Source organism: Brucella tritici, assembly GCF_008932285.1.
In the GTDB taxonomy this organism is placed as follows: Bacteria; Pseudomonadota; Alphaproteobacteria; order Rhizobiales; family Rhizobiaceae; genus Brucella; species Brucella tritici.
Map to the genome: position 1 here is coordinate 57,254 of NZ_WBVY01000005.1, position 20,345 is coordinate 77,598.

The following is a 20,345-nucleotide window of genomic DNA, read 5'->3' on the forward strand; positions in this document are numbered from 1 at the left end:
TGTACGAGTAAATACGGTCATGGCAGCCGAACGTTATAATCCGCGCGTGGCGGAAGCTCATTGGCAGAAAGTCTGGGAAGAAGACCGGACCTTCGAAACCGACAATGGCGACAGCCGCGAGAAATATTATGTGCTCGAGATGTTCCCCTATCCATCGGGGCGCATCCATATGGGCCATGTGCGCAACTATGCGATGGGCGACGTTGTCGCCCGTTACAAGCGCGCCAAGGGTTTCAACGTGCTTCATCCGATGGGATGGGACGCGTTCGGCATGCCTGCGGAAAATGCGGCAATGCAGAACAAGGTTCATCCGAAGGAATGGACCTACCAGAACATCGCCACGATGCGCAGCCAGCTCAAATCGATGGGGCTTTCGCTCGACTGGGCGCGTGAATTCGCGACCTGCGACGTGGAATATTATCATCGCCAGCAGATGCTGTTCATCGATCTTTTCGAAAAAGGTCTGGTGACGCGCAAGACCTCCAAGGTCAACTGGGACCCGGTCGACAACACCGTGCTTGCCAACGAGCAGGTGGTGGACGGCCGCGGCTGGCGTTCGGGCGCGCTGGTCGAACAGCGCGAACTGACGCAATGGTTCTTCAAGATCACCGATTTCAGCGAGGAATTGCTGGCCGGTCTCGACACGCTCGACCAGTGGCCGGAAAAGGTTCGCCTGATGCAGCGCAACTGGATCGGCAAGTCGGAAGGCCTGCAGGTCCGCTTTGCGCTGGACGGCAATACGGCACCTGCCGGTTTCTCGGAAATCGAGGTCTATACGACCCGTCCGGACACGCTGTTCGGCGCGGCTTTCGTGGCGATCTCCGCCGATCATCCGCTGGCGAAGAAGCTGGCCGAAGACAATGCTTCGCTTTCCGGTTTCATCGAGGAATGCCATCAGCACGGCACGTCGCTGGCGGCGCTGGAAACGGCTGAGAAGAAGGGCTTCGAGACAGGCGTGAAAGTCCGGCATCCGTTCGATGAGAACTGGGAACTGCCGGTCTATGTCGCCAATTTCGTTCTGATGGAATATGGCACGGGCGCGGTGTTCGGCTGCCCGGCACACGATCAGCGCGATCTGGATTTCGCCAACAAGTACAAATTGAAGGTTACGCCTGTTGTTCTGCCGAAGGGCGAAGATGCGGCAGGCTTCAGCATCGGCGAAACGGCCTATACCGACGATGGCGTGATGATCAATTCGCGCTTCCTTGACGGCATGACGCCGGAAGCGGCCTTCAATGAGGTGGCGAACCGTCTGGAACAGACCAGCCTCGGCAACAGCCCGCAGGCAAGCCGCAAGGTACAGTTCCGTCTGCGTGACTGGGGCATTTCGCGCCAGCGCTACTGGGGCTGCCCGATCCCGATGATCCATTGCGAAAGCTGCGGCGTCAATCCGGTGCCGCGCGCCGATCTGCCGGTCAAGCTGCCGGACGATGTCGAGTTCGACCGTCCGGGCAATCCGCTCGACCGTCATGCAACATGGCGTCATGTGAAGTGCCCGAAATGCGGTGGCGATGCGCGCCGTGAAACCGATACGATGGACACGTTCGTCGATTCGTCCTGGTACTATGCCCGCTTTACGGCGCCATGGGAAAACGAGCCGACCGACCGCAAGGTTGCGGATCATTGGCTGCCGGTCGATCAGTATATCGGCGGTATCGAACACGCGATCCTGCATCTGCTCTATTCGCGTTTCTTCACCCGCGCGATGAAGGTCGCCGGTCACGTCGGCATCGATGAGCCGTTCAAGGGCCTGTTCACGCAGGGCATGGTTGTGCACGAGACCTACAAGGCCAATGGCCAGTGGGTGCCGCCTGCCGATATTCGTATCGAGGAGACCGACGGCAAGCGTAGCGCAACCCTGCTTTCGACGGGCGAGCCGGTGGAAATCGGCTCCATCGAGAAGATGTCGAAGTCGAAGAAGAATGTTGTCGATCCGGATGACATTATCGCTTCCTACGGTGCTGATACGGCGCGCTGGTTCATGCTGTCTGATTCGCCGCCCGAGCGTGACGTGATCTGGACGGAAGCCGGTGCCGAAGGCGCCCATCGTTTTGTGCAGCGCGTCTGGCGTCTGGTGGCGGAAGCCGCCGAACATCTGAAGGACGTTGCGCCGAAGACCGGGACGCAGGGTGAAGCCCTTGTCGTTTCCAAGGCAGCGCATAAGGCGGTCAAGGCTGTCGGCGATGATATCGAGAAGCTCGCCTTCAATCGTGGTGTCGCCCGTCTTTATGAACTGGTCAATACGGCTGCTGCTTCCCTGCAGCAGGTGGCTTCGGGCAATGCGGATGACGAGTTGAAGAGTGCCGTCCGTGACGTCACCGAAAAGCTCATCTTGATGCTGGCGCCGATGATGCCGCATCTGGCTGAACAGTGCCTGGCTGTGCTGGGCGGCAAGATTGCCGGTCGTGAAACGCTGGTTGCCCGCAGTGCCTGGCCGGAATTCGATCCGGCATTGGTGGTGGAAAACGAGATCGTTATGCCGGTGCAGATCAACGGTAAGAAGCGTGGGGATTTGACAATCGCCCGCGACGCTGATCAATCTAGCATCCAGCAGGCGGTGCTCGAACTTGACTTCGTCAAGGCTGCGCTCAATGGAGGCTCGCCGAAGAAGGTTATCGTGGTGCCGCAAAGGATCGTCAATGTCGTTGCCTGACCGCTTTTTCTCTGCAATCAAAGCCTTCCGCGTTGCGTTTTTCGCGCTCGGAGCTGCGGTGCTGATGGCTGGATGCACCGTGCAGCCGCTTTACTCCTCCGGCGGTGGCGCCGGTGGAACCATAGGCGGCAGCGTGACGCCGGACATGCGCACCAAGCTTGCCTCGGTGGCCATCGACCCTGCTGGCGATGTGTTTCAGCAGCAGGTCCGCAATCGCCTGATCTTCCTGCTCGGCGGCGGTGCCGGCGAACCGGCCAACCCGACCTATCGGCTCGGTCTCGGACTGAGCAGCTATACGCTTGCGGCCGTAAGCGTCGATATTGGCGATCAGACAGACCGTACGGGCCGTCCATCGTCCGGTATCGTCAAGGCAACGTCGAACTTCGTGCTGCGTGACAAGGACGGCAAGCCGCTTGCCGCCGGTACCCGCACGGTTGGCGCTTCCTTCGACCGCCCGCGTCAGGAATTCGCAAATCTGCGTGCCGAACGCGATGCGCGCAAGCGCGCTGCGGAAGAACTGGCCGAACAGGTGTTTCTCGCTCTGGCGCAGAAGTTGTCAAAACTCTGATCGGGTTTTGACCTGACATCGAAAAGCGGTGCCGCAAGGTGCCGCTTTTTTATTTTATATATTAGAAAAATTGCAGTAAATTCAGGAAGGTAACATTGTTGTGCCTTGCCAACATTTATGTGTCTTCTTGTTTTTCATGAACTGATTGGCAAGCTGAATGCTTCTGCGAGCGCATGATGCGTCCGCTGGTTTAAACCAGTTGTTACAGGAGTAGTTGGATGAAGCGGTTTTCGATGATGATGGGCAGTCTCGCAGTTTTGGCAGGGCTGGCGGTTGCGGGCTCGGCGATGGCACAGGAAAAAGCTGCGCCGCTGCAATGGCAATATTTCCAGGCTGACAAGAACGGCTTCAATCGTACGCCTGTTCTTCTGACCGGAGACAAAGAAGCGATCCTGCTTGATGGCGGCTTCACGCTTTCGGACGGCAAGGCGGTTGCCGAGAAAATCAAGGAAACGGGCAAGAAGCTGACCACGATCTATGTGAGCCAGAGCGATCCGGACTATTATTTCAGCCTTGGCCCGATCAAAGCTGCTTTTCCCGATGCGCGCATTATCGCGGCCCCTGAAACGGTTGAGGCGATCAAGGGCAATATCGATAACAAGCTGAAAGTCTGGGGTCCGCAGCTCAAGGATAACGGCCCGCAGAAACTGTCGGATGTCGTCATTCCCGAAGCTTCTGACGTGAAGGCGCTGGAGCTTGAGGGCAATGAGATTGAAATCGTTCCTGCCGAAGGCATGAAGAACCGCCGCTATTTATGGGTGCCTTCGCTCAAAGCAGTGTTCGGCGGCGTTCTGATATCGTCGGGCGGACATGTCTGGCTTGCCGATACGCCTGATCTTGCCCAGCGTGAGGCATGGATCAGGAATCTCGATGCGATTGCTGCCCGCAATCCTGCCATTGTCGTTCCGGCACATATGGCGGCAGGGTCGGCAACGGATGTTTCGGCAATCAAGTTCACGCGCGACTATATCGCGGCCTTCGACGAGGAAGCGGCGAAAGCCAAGGATAGCGGCGAACTGATCGCAGCGATGAAGAAGCGCTATCCTGATCTTGGTGGCGAAAGCAGTCTGGAGCTCGGTGCAAAGGTCATCAAGGGCGAGATGAAATGGGAATAAGCTAGAGCATTTCCAGCAAAAGTGCGAAGCGGCTTTGCGTAGGATCATGCGTAAAAACAAAAAGATAGAGTATTTCTAACGATTCAATTTAAGCTGGAAATACTCTAGTCTCAGATTGACAGGCAGCTATAAAGGCGGTGTGGATTTCACACCGCCTTTTCATTGCTGGACCCGATCAAGCCATGCGTCTCGTTTCGTTTTCTGCCAAAGGCTATCGCTCGTTGCGTTCCGTCCGGTTCGATCTCGGACAGGTGACGGTTTTCGTCGGCGAGAACGGCGCCGGAAAATCCAACCTCTATCGGGCGCTGCAACTGGTGAAGGCCGCTGCCGAGGGTAATCTCTCGACCGAAGTGGTGCGTGAAGGCGGAATGCAATCGGCCATGTGGAGCGGCAGTCGCCGCAAGCACGAATCGGCGCGCATCATTCTGGAAGCAGATTTTGAAGACGAGCGACTGGCTTCGCGTCTTTCCTATCGTGTCGAGGCAGGTCTGCCGCCGCCGGTTTCCGGGGCCTTTCCCTTCGAACCGCAGATCAAGGAAGAACAGCTCAATCTCGATACGGGCCGTCGTCCTGTCGATCTGATGGACCGGCGCGGACCTGCTGTTTTCGCGCGTGACGGGGAAGGGCGGCGCATGGAGCACCCGGCGCGCCTGCTGACTTCGGAAAGCGGGTTGGCAGTGCTTGGGCAATCCGGCCATTATCCGGAGATAGGCGATCTTTCTGCGCAGATACGTGGCTGGCGTTTTTACCATGGTTTTAGAAGCGACCGCGATGCGCCGGTGCGTCAGCCGTCTATAGCCGCGACCGCTGCGATGCTGGACGAGGATGGCGGCAATCTCGCTTCGGTCTTTGCGACGCTGGCCCATATCCGGCAGGATACGGTCGATCTGGATCGTCTGGTTGCTGACGCGCTGGAAGGCGCCAAGCTGGTTATTCCCTATCCAGACGAAACGGCGACTTTCGGCCTGAACTTCCCGGCTTTTCCGCCGCGAACATTTCGCCCCGGAGAATTGTCCGACGGACAGATTCGCCTGCTGGCTCTGGCAGGTGCGCTGCTCTCCTATCGCCTGCCGCCACTGATCGCGCTCAACGAGCCGGAGGCAAGCCTGCATCCCGATATGATCCCGTCACTTGCCCGAATGATCGCGCATGCATCCGAACGCAGCCAGATATGGGTGGTGACCCATTCAGCCGCCCTCGCCAGCGCGATTGCCGAAAATTGCGGCGCACGACCGATCCGGGTGAGCAAGCAGGACGGGGAAACGGTGCTGGAATAAAAAAAGGCGAGCCAATGGCCCGCCTTTCATTCGTCTGGCAAGTTCGTCGATCAGGCGATCTTCTGACCGGTCTTCGCCCAATCGGCGAGGAAGGTTTCGAGGCCCTTGTCGGTCAGCGGATGCTTGACCAGTGCCTTGAGCGTTGCCGGAGGTGCGGTCACGACATCGGCGCCGATGAGAGCTGCTTCCTTGACGTGATTGACGGTGCGAACCGAAGCGGCAAGAATTTCGGTGCGGAAATCATAATTGTCGTAAATCGTGCGGATTTCGGCAATCAGCTCCATGCCGTTGATGCCGGTATCGTCGAGACGGCCAATGAACGGCGAAATGAAGGTCGCGCCGGCCTTGGCTGCAAGAAGCGCCTGATTGGCCGAGAAGCAGAGCGTCATGTTGACCTTGTGGCCGTCAGACGACAGAGCCTTACAGGCTTTCAGTCCGTCGAGGGTTACAGGCAGCTTGATGCAGATATTGTCAGCGATCTTGGCGATGACGGCTGCTTCCTTCATCATCTGCTCATATTCCGTCGCGGCAACCTCGGCGGAAACCGGGCCCTTGACGATGTTGCAGATTTCCTTGGTCACTTCGATAATGTCACGACCCGACTTCAGGATGAGGGACGGGTTGGTGGTCACGCCATCGACCAGCCCAAGGTCGTTGAGCTCGCGGATTTCCTTGACGTCCGCAGTGTCCACGAAAAACTTCATAACAGCGTTCCTCCATAATGAGCGCGGGTGGTTTTTGGGAGCTAAATCCATTTAAGTCCCGGAAGGTGGCTTTTCTTTAGCGCAAAGCCGCGCCAAGGTCACGCGATCATGTCGAAAGATTCGCACGATATTGCAAACCCCATTTCTGGTCTGTTTCCGGAGCTCGCACCACGGGTCGTTCCCGTGCTCGTGCCCATGCCCGCGGAGCGGCCTTATTCTTATATGGTTCCGGAAGGGATGAACGTCCAGCCCGGATCGATCGTGCGCGTGCCGCTTGGACCTCGTGAGGTGGCGGGGATCGTCTGCGAGGGCGAGACCGATGCCGTTGACGCCAGAAAACTGCGGGAGATTTCCGAAGTTTTCGACTGCCCGCCGGTGGGGAGCGACATGTTGCGCTTCATGCGCTGGGCAGCTGACTACACGCTTTCACCACCCGGCATGGTGGCGCGTATGGTCCTGCGTGTGCCTGCCGCATTCGATCCCGAGCCATCGGTGCCGGGCCTTCGATATTCCGGCGGTGAGCCGGAGCGCATGACCGACGCACGGTCGCGCGTGATGGAGCTTGCTCGTGACGGGCTTGCATGGACCAGATCGGGACTTGCCCATGCGGCGGGTGTCTCCATGACGGTCGTGGACGGGCTGAAGGCACAAGGCATTTTTGAAGAAGTCATGCTGCCGCCACCAGCCGTGGTGGCAAAGCCCGATATCGACTATGCGCGGGCCACGCTTTCGGAAGACCAGCAGGCAGCGGCTGAAATGCTGTCGGAAGCCGTGGAAGCCGACTGTTTTTCGGTTTCGTTGCTCGACGGCGTGACCGGATCGGGCAAGACCGAGGTTTATTTCGAGGCGGTTGCCAAGGCGATTGAGCAAGGCAGGCAGGTGCTGATTCTCCTGCCTGAAATCGCGTTGACACAGCAGTTTCTCGACCGGTTCCATGATCGCTTTGGGGCCAAGCCTGCCGAATGGCACTCCGACCTTGCCCCCCGTACCCGCGAACGCGTCTGGCGGCAGATTGCGGAGGGCACGGTGCGGGTTGTGGCAGGCGCGCGGTCGGCGCTTTTCCTGCCCTTCAAGGAACTGGGGCTGATCGTCGTTGATGAAGAACATGATCCGGCTTACAAGCAGGAAGACCGTGTTTTCTACAATGCGCGCGACATGGCGGTGGTGCGCGGCCATATCAGCGGCTTTCCGGTAGTCCTGGCATCGGCCACGCCGTCCATCGAAAGTCAGGTCAATGCGGAGCAGGGGCGCTACAAGCGAATCAAGCTTTATGGTCGCTATGCGGAAGCGGCACTGCCCGATCTGAAGACCATCGACATGCGGCGTTCTCCGCCACCGCCGGGCCGGTTTCTGTCGCCCGCACTGACCGAAGCCGTCGGCAAGACGGTGGAACGCGGCGAGCAGGCGCTTTTGTTCCTCAACCGGCGCGGTTATGCGCCTTTGACGCTGTGCCGGGTCTGCGGCCATCGCTTCCAGTGTCCGCAATGTTCGAGCTGGCTGGTGGAACATCGCTTTCGCGGGCAGCTCATGTGCCATCAGTGCGGCTATCACGAGCCAACACCGCAGGCCTGTCCCGAATGCGGCACGCTGGATCATCTGGTTGCCTGCGGTCCGGGTGTGGAGCGCATTGCGGAAGAAGTGGCGGCAACGTTCAGCGAAGCGCGAATCATAGTTCTTTCGTCTGATATGGCAGGCGGCGTGAAGCGATTGCGGCTGGAACTCGACGCTATCGCAAAAGGCGAGGCGGATATCGTCATAGGCACGCAGCTTGTTGCCAAGGGGCACAACTTTCCCAACATGACATTGGTCGGTGTCGTGGATGCCGATCTGGGGCTTGCCAATGGCGATCCGCGCGCGGCTGAGCGCACCTTCCAGCTTCTCAATCAGGTGACGGGACGTGCCGGTCGAACCGGTCGCAAGAGCCTCGGCCTCATCCAGACCTACCAGCCGGATCATCCGGTGATGCGGGCAATCGTCAGTGGTGATGCGGATGCTTTCTATGCCCGCGAGATCGACGAGCGCGAACGCAGCGCTTTGCCGCCTTTCGGACGGCTTGCCGCGCTGATTATTTCAGCCGACAACCGGCCCGATGCCGAAAATCATGCGCGCGCACTTCGTCGTGCGGCCCCTTCATCTTCGGAGATTTCCGTGCTCGGGCCCGCCGAAGCGCCGCTTGCGCTGGTACGGGGAAGGCATCGTTTCCGCATTCTCGTGCACGGAACAAAACGCGCCGATATTCAAGGATTTATTCGCGTCTTGCTTGCCAAAGGGCCGAAGGAAAAAGGCTCGATAAGGGTGCAGGTGGACATTGATCCGCAAAGCTTCCTGTAGGCTGTTGATATTCAGGCTCTGCCGGCCTGCAAATAGCGTCTTTGTGCGCTTCCGGTGCTCACCTACTTCAAGTACGCTCCGCTCCGGTTCTTCAAAGCCACTATTTTCGGCGCGGCATAACCAGAATCTGAACAGCCTACGCAGGATGGAACGTGGTGCCAAATTCCGCTATATGGCAAGAAACGACGAGGGTAATTGCGATGGAATTCTATCTTCCTGCCACGACCGGAGAATGGCTTGCCTGGGGCTCTGCCGCCGTGACAGCACTGGCCGGTCTTGTCATGCTTTTTGCGCCCGGCATCACGATGAAGCTGCTGCGGCTCCAGCCGATCAACGGCCGTCCCGAAGGTTACGGTTCCATCCGCGCAACGCTCGCCGGGCCCTATCTCGGCGTGGGGCTTGGGTGTCTTATTTTCGCACAGCCGTTCCTCTGGGTGGTGCTGGGCTCCGTATGGGGATTTGCGCTGTTCGGACGCTTCATTTCGATGATGTCGGATGCAGCGGGCCGCAAGGGCGGACCGGCCGGCGGACGCTTCTATGGCAGTCTCGCAGCACTGGTGGAATTCGTGCTTGCAGCGGGTCCGCTCCTTTACGCTTTCGGCTTCATTTCCTGATCGGAAAGGGTGCCCTTCTGCACGTCAGGCGTGCAGGTTGTGTAACGGAAGGTCGCCTCGCCGGGGCAGATGCGACTTTTTTGACCGCGAAAGGCGGCAAATCTTACACAAAAGTGCCGGATTCGCGTGTTGCGAGTCCTGTTCGTCTATGCTAGACGGCAATCACATTTCGGTGTTGACGTGCTCGCGCGTCAGTGGTTTTCCGGAAACATTCAATAAAATCATCGGCTTGGCGTCCTGAACAAGATTGGGTCCCAAAAGGATGGTTTCAACGTAGAGAGCAGGTTGTTCGTGGCTGAAACGTCTTCGCTCATTTCAGGTGTCGCACAGCGTTACGCCGGATCTCTTTTCGAGCTCGCACTCGACGCGAAATCCGTTGCGGCTGTGGAAAAAGATCTTGACCGTTTCGAGGCGCTTCTGAGCGGAAGCGAAGACCTCAAGCGACTGATTTCCAGTCCGGTATTTTCTTCGGAAGATCAGCTTCACGCCATCGGCGTTCTCGCCGACAAGGCGGGCATCAAGGGTCTGGTCGGAAATTTCCTGCGCGTTGTCGCGCGGAACCGTCGTCTCTTCGCCCTGCCGGGCATTATCGCCGCTTTCCGCAAGATTGCTGCCGAACATCGCGGTGAAGTCTCCGCCGATGTCATCTCCGCGCACGAACTGAGTGCTGCGCAGCAGAACGAATTGAAGGCAACGCTGAAGGGCGTGGCCGGCAAGGACGTGACGATCAATGTCACCGTCGATCCGTCGATCCTCGGCGGTCTTATCGTCAAGATGGGTTCGCGTCAGATCGACACGTCCCTTCGCACTAAACTTTCTTCTCTCAAGCTTGCACTGAAAGAGGTCGGCTGATGGACATCCGCGCCGCGGAAATTTCCGCTATCCTGAAAGAGCAAATCAAGAACTTCGGCAAGGAGGCTGAGGTCTCCGAGGTCGGTCAGGTTCTTTCCGTTGGCGACGGTATCGCCCGCGTCTATGGTCTGGACAATGTCCAGGCCGGTGAAATGGTCGAATTCCCTGGTGGCATTCGCGGCATGGCGCTGAACCTTGAAAGCGACAATGTCGGCGTCGTTATCTTCGGTGCCGACCGTGACATCAAGGAAGGCGACATCGTCAAGCGTACCGGCGCAATCGTTGACGTTCCGGTCGGTCCCGGCCTGCTGGGTCGCGTTGTCGACGCTCTCGGCAACCCGATCGACGGCAAGGGCCCAATCGTTGCTACCGAGCGTCGCCGCGTTGACGTAAAGGCGCCGGGCATCATTCCGCGCAAGTCGGTTCATGAGCCAATGTCGACCGGCCTCAAGGCTGTTGACGCTCTGATCCCGGTAGGCCGCGGCCAGCGCGAGCTGGTCATCGGTGACCGTCAGACCGGCAAGACCGCCATCATTCTCGACACCTTCCTGAACCAGAAGCCGATCCACGACAACGGCCCGGACAGCGAAAAGCTTTATTGCGTTTACGTTGCTATCGGCCAGAAGCGTTCGACCGTTGCTCAGTTCGTCAAGGTTCTCGAAGAACGCGGCGCTCTGGAATATTCGATCGTTATCGCGGCTACCGCTTCCGATCCGGCTCCGATGCAGTATCTCGCTCCGTTTGCGGGCTGCGCCATGGGCGAATATTTCCGCGACAACTCGATGCACGCCCTGATCGGCTACGACGATCTGTCCAAGCAGGCTGTCGCTTACCGTCAGATGTCGCTTCTGCTCCGCCGTCCTCCGGGCCGCGAAGCTTATCCGGGCGACGTTTTCTATCTGCACTCCCGTCTTCTCGAACGCGCTGCAAAGCTCAACGACGAAAACGGCGCTGGCTCGCTGACGGCTCTGCCGGTCATCGAAACGCAGGGCAACGACGTTTCGGCCTTCATTCCGACCAACGTGATCTCGATCACCGACGGCCAGATCTTCCTCGAAACCAACCTGTTCTACCAGGGTATCCGTCCGGCTGTTAACGTCGGTCTGTCGGTTTCGCGCGTTGGTTCTTCGGCGCAGGTTAAGGCCATGAAGCAGGTTGCCGGTTCGATCAAGGGCGAGCTCGCCCAGTATCGTGAAATGGCCGCCTTCGCACAGTTCGGTTCGGATCTCGATGCCTCGACCCAGCGTTTGCTGAACCGCGGCGCACGTCTGACCGAGCTTCTCAAGCAGCCACAGTTCTCGCCGCTCAAGACGGAAGAACAGGTTGCCGTGATTTTCGCCGGCGTGAATGGCTATCTCGACAAGATCGCCGTCAACCAGGTTGGCAAGTTCGAAGCAGGTCTTCTTTCTTCGCTGCGCACCGAGCATAAGGATGTGCTCGATGCGATCCGCGACGAAAAGGCGCTCACCGACAACATCAAAGCAAAGCTCAAGGCAGCGGTCGACGCGTTCGCCAAGTCTTTCGCTTGAATTTTGTGACGGGATGAACGGATGCCTTCACTAAAGGATCTGAGAAACCGTATCGCCTCGGTCAAGGCGACGCAGAAAATCACCAAGGCGATGCAGATGGTCGCCGCGGCGAAGCTGCGCCGTGCCCAGGAAGCCGCGGAAGCCGCAAGGCCTTATTCGCAGCGCATGGGCGCCGTTCTCGCAAATATCGCGCAGAACGTAACCGGCGAAGATGCGCCGGCCCTGATGGCCGGTACGGGCAAGGACGACGTGCATCTGCTCGTCGTCTGCACCGCAGAACGTGGCCTTTGCGGCGGTTTCAACTCGCAGATCGCGCGTCTGGCGCGCGATCATGCCCGCAAGCTCCTTGCTGAAGGCAAGACGGTCAAGATCATCACGGTCGGCAAGAAGGGCGCAGATATTCTGCGTCGCGAGTTTGCCTCTCTGATTATCGACCACGTCAATTTGCGCGAAGTCAAGCAGCTCGCTTTTGTGCATGCCGACCAGATCGGCCACAAGGTGATTGAGCTGTTCGAACAAGGCGAATTTGATGTCTGCACCCTGTTCTATTCCGAATTCAAATCGGTGATTGCACAGATTCCAACCGCGCAGCAGATCATTCCGGCTTCGGCTGGCGATGTTGCGCAGGCGGACACTGCAGGCGATGCGATTTATGAGTACGAACCTGATCCTGCGGCGATCCTGTCGACGCTGATCCCACGCAATATTTCGGTCCAGATTTTCCGCGCTCTGCTGGAAAATGTGGCGGGCGAAATGGGCGCGAAGATGAGCGCGATGGACAATGCGACGCGTAACGCCGGTGACATGATCAACAAGTTGTCGATCACGTATAACCGTCAGCGTCAGGCTCAGATCACCAAGGAACTGATCGAAATCATTTCGGGCGCGGAAGCGCTCTAATCGGAAGGTAAAAGGATCGATGGCAAAAGCAGCGACCCCGAAAACTACCGCCGCGGCCGAAGCGAAGCCAGCAGCGGCGAAAGCTCCAGCCAAAAAGGCTCCAGCGAAGGCGGCAGCCGCCAAGTCTGATGCAGCTCCCAAGGCTGCAACGACCGGCGCAGTAGGCAAGATCACTCAGGTCATCGGCGCTGTTGTCGACGTACAGTTCGAAGACGGTCAGCTTCCGCTGATCCTCAACGCTCTGGAAACCGACAATCTCGGCAGCCGTCTGGTTCTTGAAGTTGCACAGCATCTGGGCGAAAACACCGTTCGCACCATCGCCATGGACTCGACCGAAGGTCTGGTTCGCGGTCACGAAGTGCGTGACACCGGCAACCCGATCATGGTTCCGGTTGGTGAAGAAACGCTCGGCCGCATCATGAACGTCATTGGTGAGCCGGTTGACGAAGCTGGTCCGATCAAGACCACTGCCCGTCGCGCGATCCACCAGGAAGCTCCTGAGTATATCGAACAGTCGACTGAAGCTGAAATCCTGGTAACGGGCATCAAGGTCGTTGACCTTCTCGCTCCTTACGCCAAGGGCGGCAAGATTGGTCTGTTCGGCGGCGCTGGCGTCGGCAAGACCGTTCTCATCATGGAACTGATCAACAACGTCGCCAAGGCGCACGGCGGTTACTCGGTATTCGCAGGCGTTGGTGAACGTACCCGTGAAGGTAACGACCTTTACCACGAAATGATCGAATCGGGCGTTAACAAGCTCGGTGGCGGTGAAGGCTCCAAGGCCGCACTCGTTTACGGTCAGATGAACGAGCCTCCGGGTGCGCGCGCTCGCGTCGCCCTGTCGGGTCTGACGGTTGCTGAAAACTTCCGTGACCAGGGCCAGGACGTTCTGTTCTTCGTGGACAACATCTTCCGCTTCACGCAGGCTGGTTCGGAACTTTCGGCTCTGCTCGGTCGTATTCCTTCCGCTGTGGGTTATCAGCCGACGCTGGCAACCGACATGGGCGCGATGCAGGAACGCATCACCACGACGACCAAGGGCTCGATTACTTCGGTTCAGGCAATTTACGTTCCTGCCGACGATTTGACCGACCCCGCACCGGCAACGTCGTTCGCTCACTTGGATGCAACCACGACGCTGAACCGTTCGATCGCTGAAAAGGGTATTTACCCGGCTGTGGATCCTCTCGAATCCACGTCGCGTATGCTCGATCCGATGATCGTTGGTGAAGAACACTACGCTGTTGCTCGTCAGGTTCAGTCGATCCTTCAGCGCTACAAGTCGCTTCAGGACATTATCGCCATCCTCGGCATGGACGAACTGTCGGAAGACGACAAGCTGACCGTTGCGCGCGCTCGTAAGATCGAACGCTTCCTGTCGCAGCCGTTCTTCGTTGCTGAAGTCTTCACCGGTTCGCCAGGCAAGCTAGTTGACCTCGCCGACACCATCAAGGGCTTCAAGGGCCTTTGCGCAGGTGAATACGATCATCTTCCAGAACCGGCTTTCTACATGGTCGGCTCGATTGAAGAAGCGATCGAAAAGGCGAAGAAGCTGGCAGCTGAAGCTGCTTGATGAATTGAATTTCCCGGTGGGCCGCAAGGCCCGCCGTGAAAGCCAATCATTTTGTTTAAGCATGATCTTTTCCGGAAACCGTTTTCGGGCTCATGCTTTTGAATTCAAGTGAGAACCATGGCTCAAGCTTTCCAATTCGAACTCGTGTCGCCTGAACGGCTCCTGCTTTCCGCGCAGGTGACGGAAGTCGTCATTCCGGGTAGCGAAGGCTATCTGACGGCTCTCGCCGGTCATTCGCCGCTGATGACGACGATCATGCCGGGTGTCGTTTCGGTGAAGCTTGCCGACGGCAAGTCCGACTCCTACGTAGTCTTTGGCGGTTTCGCCGATATTACTCCGCAGGGCTGCACCGTTCTGGCCGAATCGGCGACTCATGTGGACGATATCGATCCGGCGGATATTCAGCGCCGTATCGATCATGCCCGCCAGGCTCTGGATGATGCTTCGTCGAACGAACACCGCACCAAGGCGGAAATCTTCCTGCATCAGCTGATGACGCTGCAGGGAACGATCATGCCAGCCTGATCGGCAGCAGTTTATCGTTTTTCGGGAAAGCGGGCTTTGGCCCGCTTTTTCTTTTTCAGGTCACCCGCTCCGCAGTGAATTTGTTCGCAGAACTGTCATATTGGCACCAAATCCCATCACGCTTGCGTGAGTTCAGGAAGTTCGCTTGAAAATAGTTCGCCAGCGATTTATCCAAATCCATAATCATTAGTTTACTAATATATAAGGCGATTGGCATGGATACGGCAGATCTCAAAGCTGAAATGATTGATGCCATGGCGAAGGTTAATCGCAGGCTTCGTACCGTCTTCGACGCACGTGTGAAAGAGCGTGGCCTGACGCTGGCCAGAGCGCGCACCCTGCTTGCCTTGATGGAACAGGAAGGCCTTTACCAGAAGGAACTGGCTGAAGCGCTGGAGATCGAGAATGCGACCATGGTGCGCCTGCTCGACGGTCTGGAGCGGCAGTCGTTCATTGAACGTCAGACGGTTCAGGGCGACCGTCGCGCGAAGCGGGTGGTGATGACGGCAGAAGGCAAGATTCTGGCTGAGCAGGTCGTGAAGCTTGCTGGTGACGTTCGCGAAGACCTTCTGGAGGGCGTGAGCGATGAGGAGCTGAGCATTGCGCTCAACGTACTTCGCAAAATGTCGGATTCGATGAACAAGACCCACTGAACGGGTTCGTCAGTCCTTACCATATCCAAAAGCCGAAGTTCACGCTTCGGCTTTTATTTTTTGGAATCACGGTTTCGTGAAGGAACGTCTTGAAATTGGACGTACCGCGCCTTTTTTCGGTCGCAGCCGAACAGTCCACTAGGGGTCTGTTTCCGACATTTGCATCCTTCGGATATGTGCGCTGAGCCAATGCCGGAAGCAAAAGACCACCAGTAATTTTATGAATCTAGTGGATTTTTCGATTTTGACGTTTGAAACGGGATTCATATCGGACGGTGATCAAACGTCAAATTCAATCCACTGGCCCCGAAATTAATCCTGGAACCCCGAACGGGAGTGGTTGAGATGCAACATTCATCTCATGCAGCGATAGGCCTCTGCGCCGTTCTTTCTATTGTGTCGTTACAGGTAAAATATATGGAGCGTGGAACACGCCACGCCTATGCGCGCGCCTTGAATGGCGTGAATACGGATGACGGCCTGATCTTCAGTACCAACCCTATTGCAGCGACAGGTGTTCGGGCTAATGAGCGGTCGCGGCGATCCTTGCGGGCACGTTGATCGCTGTTGGATGTCCGGCGTCGGGAATCACGGCGCAAGGGTGCGCAGATAGGCCATCAATTCGGTGGCCGTATCGCTGGCCCGTTCCGGTTGGCGGGAGATGATCGCCTCGATCAGTGTCGCATGCGCATTGGCCGAGCCCGCAATGCCGGTCGACGGGCGAAGACGGAACCAGAAACGACGGCTGTGGGTTTGCAGAGGCGCTGCAATGCGCGCGGCATAGGGATTGCTCGCTGCCGCACCCAGAACAATGTCGAATGCCTTGTCGGCATCGAGAAACAGCGCCACATCCTCGTTCGGGATCGCCTGCCGCATGGCGGCTGCAGCAGCTTCAAGCCGTTCATAGTCGCGAGGGCTGCCGAAGCGTGCGGCATCACGCGCCAGAACGCGCTCAACACCTTCGCGTGCGTCCAGCACCTTGATGAAATCCTTCGGGTCGATGGCTGCGATGGCGATACCGGAACGCGGACGCACTTCCACGAGGCCTTCCCAGGCGAGACGTTGAATGGCCTCGCGCATGGGCGTGCGGCCCATGCCGGTAAGTTCGATCAGCGTGCGCTCGTTGACGACAGTGCCGGGTTCCAGTTCCAGCGTGACGATGGAACGTTCCAGAATGCGATAGGCCTGCTCGGCGAGGCTTTCACTACCCCAGCTGTCCATGGTCGCCTGCGGCATGTTTGCCGGGCTCCGCGTCAGCCTGTCTCGAACGTTCGTTTCTTCCATGCCGGTCCATGCCCTGTGGTTACGACGATTGACATAGTGCAATCTTACAGATATATCTCTGATATATCAATATGGTGTGATTTGCGCTGGTCGTTCCCTAAATCTGCCTTTGTGGCTTTTTCAAGCGATGACAAGCTCTCAGCACAGTGTCATTCCAAAAAATCGATGGACAGAGCCGGATGGCTGGCATTGAACATACTGAATGCCCATCGCCCGAAGCGTCGAGATTGTCCGGTTCTTTGGCAGGGCTACAGGTAAGAATGAATCGGTTGGGAGCCGCACAAGATGAAATCTGATCCGCAGGGTCAGCAGGATATTCTCATAATCGGTGGCGGTATTGTTGGCGTCGCCACTGCCGCCTTGCTTGCCGAGGCGGGGCGTCAGGTTCTGGTCATCGACAGAACCGGCATTTGCGAGGAAACCAGTTCAGGCAATGCGGCGGCGCTTGCTTTCTCCGACATTCTGCCGCTGGCGTCCAAGGGCGTCATGCGCAAGGTGCCGGGCTGGCTGATGGACCCGCTCGGGCCTTTTACGATCCGTCCTTCCTATTTCCCCAAGATGGTACCGTGGCTTTACCGGTTCTGGCGCGCGAGCAGCGCGGATGCGCTGGCGAAAACTGCTATTGCACAGGCCGATATCATGCGTCTTGCCGGCAGCGAGATGATGGCGCTGATCGACAGGGCAGGGCTGCGTGACAGGCTGCGCGAGAACGGCAATCTGGAGCTTTATGAAAGCGAAGCCGAGCTTGCTGCCTCTCAGCCGGGCTGGGATGTTCGCGAACAGGCCGGAATTGCCTACGAGCATGTCCGCGGCGACCGGCTTGCCGAGTTGCAGCCTGGCCTGAGCCCGCGTTTCGTTGCGGGTACTTTCGTTCCCGGCTGGAAAAATGTCAGCGATCCGAAACTGTTCGGCAAGGCGATCTGGGCCTATGCCGAAAGCAAGGGCGCGCGCTTCCTTCAGGCCAGGGTCATGAATGCAAGACCCGGCAATGGCGGCGCGAGCGTTCGTCTGGAAGATGGGACTGAAATCGGGGCAGCACATCTTGTCCTGATGGCCGGTGCCTGGTCACGCGATCTTGCCAAGGGGTTTGGCGATGCAGTGCCACTCGACACCGAGCGCGGCTATAATACCACATTGCCGGTTGGCAGTTTCGATGTGAAGCGCCAGCTGACATTCCCCGGTCACGGTTTTGTCGTCACGCCGATGGAAACCGGCCTGCGTGTCGGCGGTGCGGTGGAGTTCGGCGGGCTTGACCTGCCGCCCAATTTCGCACGATCCGAAGCCATGCTAAAGAAAGCGTCCATGTTCCTGCCGGGGTTGCGCACCGGGGGCGGGCGGCAATGGATGGGCTATCGGCCGTCGATGCCGGATTCCGTGCCGGTTATTGGCAGGGCTTCGGCAGGCGGGAATATCTATTACGGCTTCGGCCACGGCCATCTTGGCCTCACACAGTCGGCTGCGACCGGGCGGCTTATCCGTGACCTCATTACAGGGGCCGCACCTGCAATCGACATTGAACCTTTCAAGCCACAACGTTTTCGGAACTGACCATCATGGCAAGACATTCCTTCTTCTGCGTCGACGGACATACATGCGGCAACCCCGTGCGTCTGGTGGCTGGCGGCGGGCCGAACCTTGAAGGTTCGACCATGATGGAAAAGCGCGCGCATTTTCTGCGCGAGTACGACTGGATCCGCACTGGCCTGATGTTCGAGCCGCGCGGTCATGACATGATGTCCGGTTCCATCCTCTATCCGCCGACACGCCCCGATTGCGATGTCGCGGTGCTGTTCATCGAAACGTCCGGCTGCCTGCCGATGTGTGGTCACGGCACGATCGGAACCGTGACGATGGCGATAGAGCAGGGGCTGGTGACGCCGAAGACGCCGGGCAAGCTCAATCTCGATACGCCTGCCGGTCTGGTGGCGATCGAATATGAGCAGAACGGCCAGTATGTCGAACGGGTTCGTCTCACCAATGTTCCGGCTTTCCTTTATGCCGAAGGGCTTGAAGTCGAGTGCCCGGACCTTGGCACCATCAAGGTTGACGTGGCCTATGGCGGCAATTTCTACGCTATTGTCGAGCCGCAAGAAAATTACACGGATATGGAAGATTATTCCGCTTTGCAGTTGATTGCCTGGAGCCCGATCCTGCGCCAGCGGCTGAACGAGAAGTACAAGTTCCAGCATCCGCTGCTGCCCGATATCAACCGTCTGAGCCATATTCTGTGGACCGGCAAGCCGAAACACCCAGAAGCGCATGCCCGCAATGCGGTCTTCTACGGCGACAAGGCAATCGACCGTTCGCCATGCGGAACGGGTACGTCTGCGCGCATGGCGCAACTGGCTGCCAAGGGCAAGCTGAAGCCCGGCGATGAGTTCGTGCATGAATCCATCATCGGATCGCTTTTCCACGGCCGCGTTGAACGCGCAGCGGAAGTTGTGGGGCAGGATCGCACATTACCGGCGATTATCCCTTCAATTGCAGGCTGGGCACGCATGACGGGATATAATACGATCTTCATCGATGATCGCGATCCCTTTGCACACGGGTTTACGGTCGCGTAAAGTGGGTACGGCTGGTAATTTTATTACTGGCTCCCAATTTTTTGGCTTTCGAGCCATGCAGAAAATGTGGAATAAGGCGTCCTGGGTAGGAGAAAAAAACATATACAGGACGTTTAGTAGGGGACATAACTAGTTTGTGGAAGGATGATACCCTTAGTCTTTTGTCTGAGACAAAAGGGGGTTGCATTCCTCTATACAGCCGTTAGGTGTAAAGAGCCGGGAAAAAAATGAAGGCGCACGAAATAAAGATGCGTCAAAAAAATCCCGGGCGGTAAAATGGGTGGCTTCTCGATGGAATATTTCTTCCAGCAGGTGATCAACGGGCTCGCGCTCGGCTCGATCTATGGCCTGATCGCCATCGGCTACACGATGGTCTACGGCATTATCGGCATGATCAACTTTGCTCATGGCGATGTCTTCATGCTCGGCGCCTTCATGGCGCTGATTGTTTTTCTCATCATCACAACCTTCATTGGAGCATTGCCGATTGCGCTGATGCTTCTTCTGATGATGGTCGTCGCCATGTTGCTGACGGGGTTGTGGAGCTGGACGATCGAGCGCGTGGCCTATCGGCCGCTGCGTGGTTCGTTCCGCCTCGCACCGTTGATCACGGCTATCGGCATGTCGATTGCCTTGTCCAACTTTGTCCAGGTGACGCAGGGGCCGCGCAACAAGCCTGTGCCTCAGCTTCTGAATGGTTCCTACAATATCTTCGGCACCAATGTGACGATTTCGCTGAAGCAGGTTGTGGTCATCGTGGTGACAGCGGTGCTGCTGACGATCTTCTGGTATATCGTCAATCGCACTTCGCTTGGTCGCGCACAGCGTGCCTGTGAGCAGGATCGCAAGATGGCGGCGCTTCTCGGCATCAATGTCGACCGTGTCATTTCGCTCACCTTCGTGATGGGGGCGATGCTCGCGGCGGTGGCCGGTACGCTCTACCTTTCCTTCTATGGCGTGATTTCCTTTGCCGACGGCTTTATCCCCGGCGTCAAGGCGTTCACGGCGGCTGTTCTGGGCGGCATCGGCTCGCTTCCGGGCGCTGTGGTCGGTGGCTTGCTCATCGGTCTCATCGAGGCATTGTGGTCTGCGTATTTCTCGATCGACTACAAGGACGTTGCCGCGTTTTCGATCCTCGCTATCGTGCTGATCTTCATGCCGTCCGGCATTCTTGGCCGTCCTGAAGTCGAAAAGGTTTAA

The 20,345-nt window shown here is 57.8% G+C and carries 18 protein-coding genes; 16 read left to right on the top strand and 2 right to left on the bottom strand.

What is annotated here, in order from left to right:
- Positions 1 to 19: 19 nt before the first annotated feature.
- The 4 genes from leuS (at position 20) to F9K94_RS19285 (ending at position 5,613) form a co-directional block, all read left to right on the top strand.
- Positions 20 to 2,653 (top strand): leucine--tRNA ligase, encoded by a 2,634-nt coding sequence (gene leuS, locus F9K94_RS19270; protein ID WP_151647816.1) that lies wholly within the window; start codon positions 20 to 22, stop codon positions 2,651 to 2,653.
- Positions 2,640 to 3,221: an LPS assembly lipoprotein LptE gene (gene lptE, locus F9K94_RS19275; protein ID WP_151647818.1), complete on the top strand. Its 582-nt coding sequence runs from the start codon at positions 2,640 to 2,642 to the stop codon at positions 3,219 to 3,221. Before leuS ends, lptE begins: the two co-directional genes overlap by 14 nt.
- 218 nt (positions 3,222 to 3,439) lie before the next feature.
- The gene (locus F9K94_RS19280) at positions 3,440 to 4,336 is read left to right on the top strand and encodes an MBL fold metallo-hydrolase (RefSeq protein WP_151647820.1); all 897 of its coding nucleotides are present in this window, start codon (positions 3,440 to 3,442) and stop codon (positions 4,334 to 4,336) included.
- 182 nt (positions 4,337 to 4,518) lie between these two features.
- Positions 4,519 to 5,613: an AAA family ATPase gene (locus tag F9K94_RS19285; protein WP_061348082.1), complete on the top strand. Its 1,095-nt coding sequence runs from the start codon at positions 4,519 to 4,521 to the stop codon at positions 5,611 to 5,613.
- A gap of 50 nt (positions 5,614 to 5,663) precedes the next feature.
- Here F9K94_RS19285 and fsa read toward each other — a convergent pair whose 3' ends face one another.
- Positions 5,664 to 6,317 carry a fructose-6-phosphate aldolase gene (fsa, locus tag F9K94_RS19290; RefSeq protein WP_061347966.1) on the bottom strand — a complete coding sequence of 218 codons (654 nt, stop codon included), beginning with the start codon at positions 6,315 to 6,317 and terminating at the stop codon, positions 5,664 to 5,666.
- Positions 6,318 to 6,425: 108 nt separating this feature from the next.
- On the opposite strand from fsa, the gene F9K94_RS19295 reads away from it, so the two are divergent.
- The 9 genes from F9K94_RS19295 (at position 6,426) to F9K94_RS19335 (ending at position 15,855) form a co-directional block, all read left to right on the top strand.
- On the top strand, positions 6,426 to 8,648 hold the full coding sequence (locus F9K94_RS19295; RefSeq protein ID WP_151647822.1) for a primosomal protein N': 2,223 nt from the start codon (positions 6,426 to 6,428) through the stop codon (positions 8,646 to 8,648).
- Positions 8,649 to 8,848: 200 nt separating this feature from the next.
- A complete protein-coding gene (locus tag F9K94_RS19300) occupies positions 8,849 to 9,262 on the top strand; it encodes an AGROH133_08824 family phage infection protein (protein WP_151555898.1) in 414 nt (137 codons plus the stop codon).
- 291 nt (positions 9,263 to 9,553) lie between these two features.
- Complete coding sequence (locus F9K94_RS19305) at positions 9,554 to 10,114, top strand: F0F1 ATP synthase subunit delta (RefSeq protein WP_151647824.1); 561 nt, start codon at positions 9,554 to 9,556, stop codon at positions 10,112 to 10,114.
- Entirely contained in the window at positions 10,114 to 11,643 is a 1,530-nt protein-coding gene (atpA, locus tag F9K94_RS19310; protein ID WP_012091259.1) for a F0F1 ATP synthase subunit alpha, read from the top strand. The genes F9K94_RS19305 and atpA overlap by 1 nt, the downstream gene beginning before the upstream one ends.
- Before the next feature lie 21 nt (positions 11,644 to 11,664).
- Positions 11,665 to 12,543: a F0F1 ATP synthase subunit gamma gene (locus tag F9K94_RS19315; protein ID WP_061347969.1), complete on the top strand. Its 879-nt coding sequence runs from the start codon at positions 11,665 to 11,667 to the stop codon at positions 12,541 to 12,543.
- Positions 12,544 to 12,562: 19 nt separating this feature from the next.
- Positions 12,563 to 14,116, top strand: coding sequence for a F0F1 ATP synthase subunit beta (gene atpD / locus F9K94_RS19320; RefSeq protein ID WP_061347970.1), 1,554 nt, complete (start codon positions 12,563 to 12,565; stop codon positions 14,114 to 14,116).
- Between the two features lie 117 nt (positions 14,117 to 14,233).
- Positions 14,234 to 14,641, top strand: coding sequence for a F0F1 ATP synthase subunit epsilon (locus F9K94_RS19325; RefSeq protein ID WP_061347971.1), 408 nt, complete (start codon positions 14,234 to 14,236; stop codon positions 14,639 to 14,641).
- A gap of 215 nt (positions 14,642 to 14,856) precedes the next feature.
- Positions 14,857 to 15,294 (top strand): MarR family winged helix-turn-helix transcriptional regulator, encoded by a 438-nt coding sequence (locus F9K94_RS19330; protein WP_061347972.1) that lies wholly within the window; start codon positions 14,857 to 14,859, stop codon positions 15,292 to 15,294.
- Positions 15,295 to 15,639: 345 nt separating this feature from the next.
- Positions 15,640 to 15,855 (top strand): hypothetical protein, encoded by a 216-nt coding sequence (locus F9K94_RS19335; protein WP_081104559.1) that lies wholly within the window; start codon positions 15,640 to 15,642, stop codon positions 15,853 to 15,855.
- A gap of 27 nt (positions 15,856 to 15,882) precedes the next feature.
- On the opposite strand, the gene F9K94_RS19340 is transcribed toward F9K94_RS19335, so the two are convergent.
- Entirely contained in the window at positions 15,883 to 16,530 is a 648-nt protein-coding gene (locus tag F9K94_RS19340) for a GntR family transcriptional regulator (RefSeq protein WP_235813557.1), read from the bottom strand.
- Between the two features lie 333 nt (positions 16,531 to 16,863).
- On the opposite strand from F9K94_RS19340, the gene F9K94_RS19345 reads away from it, so the two are divergent.
- From F9K94_RS19345 to F9K94_RS19355, 3 genes are all read left to right on the top strand, one after another.
- Positions 16,864 to 18,126 carry an NAD(P)/FAD-dependent oxidoreductase gene (locus tag F9K94_RS19345; RefSeq protein ID WP_151647826.1) on the top strand — a complete coding sequence of 421 codons (1,263 nt, stop codon included), beginning with the start codon at positions 16,864 to 16,866 and terminating at the stop codon, positions 18,124 to 18,126.
- A gap of 5 nt (positions 18,127 to 18,131) precedes the next feature.
- A complete protein-coding gene (locus tag F9K94_RS19350; protein WP_061347975.1) occupies positions 18,132 to 19,145 on the top strand; it encodes a 4-hydroxyproline epimerase in 1,014 nt (337 codons plus the stop codon).
- A 291-nt stretch (positions 19,146 to 19,436) separates the two neighbouring features.
- Positions 19,437 to 20,345, top strand: a complete 909-nt coding sequence (locus F9K94_RS19355) for a branched-chain amino acid ABC transporter permease (RefSeq protein WP_061348083.1) — start codon at positions 19,437 to 19,439, stop codon at positions 20,343 to 20,345.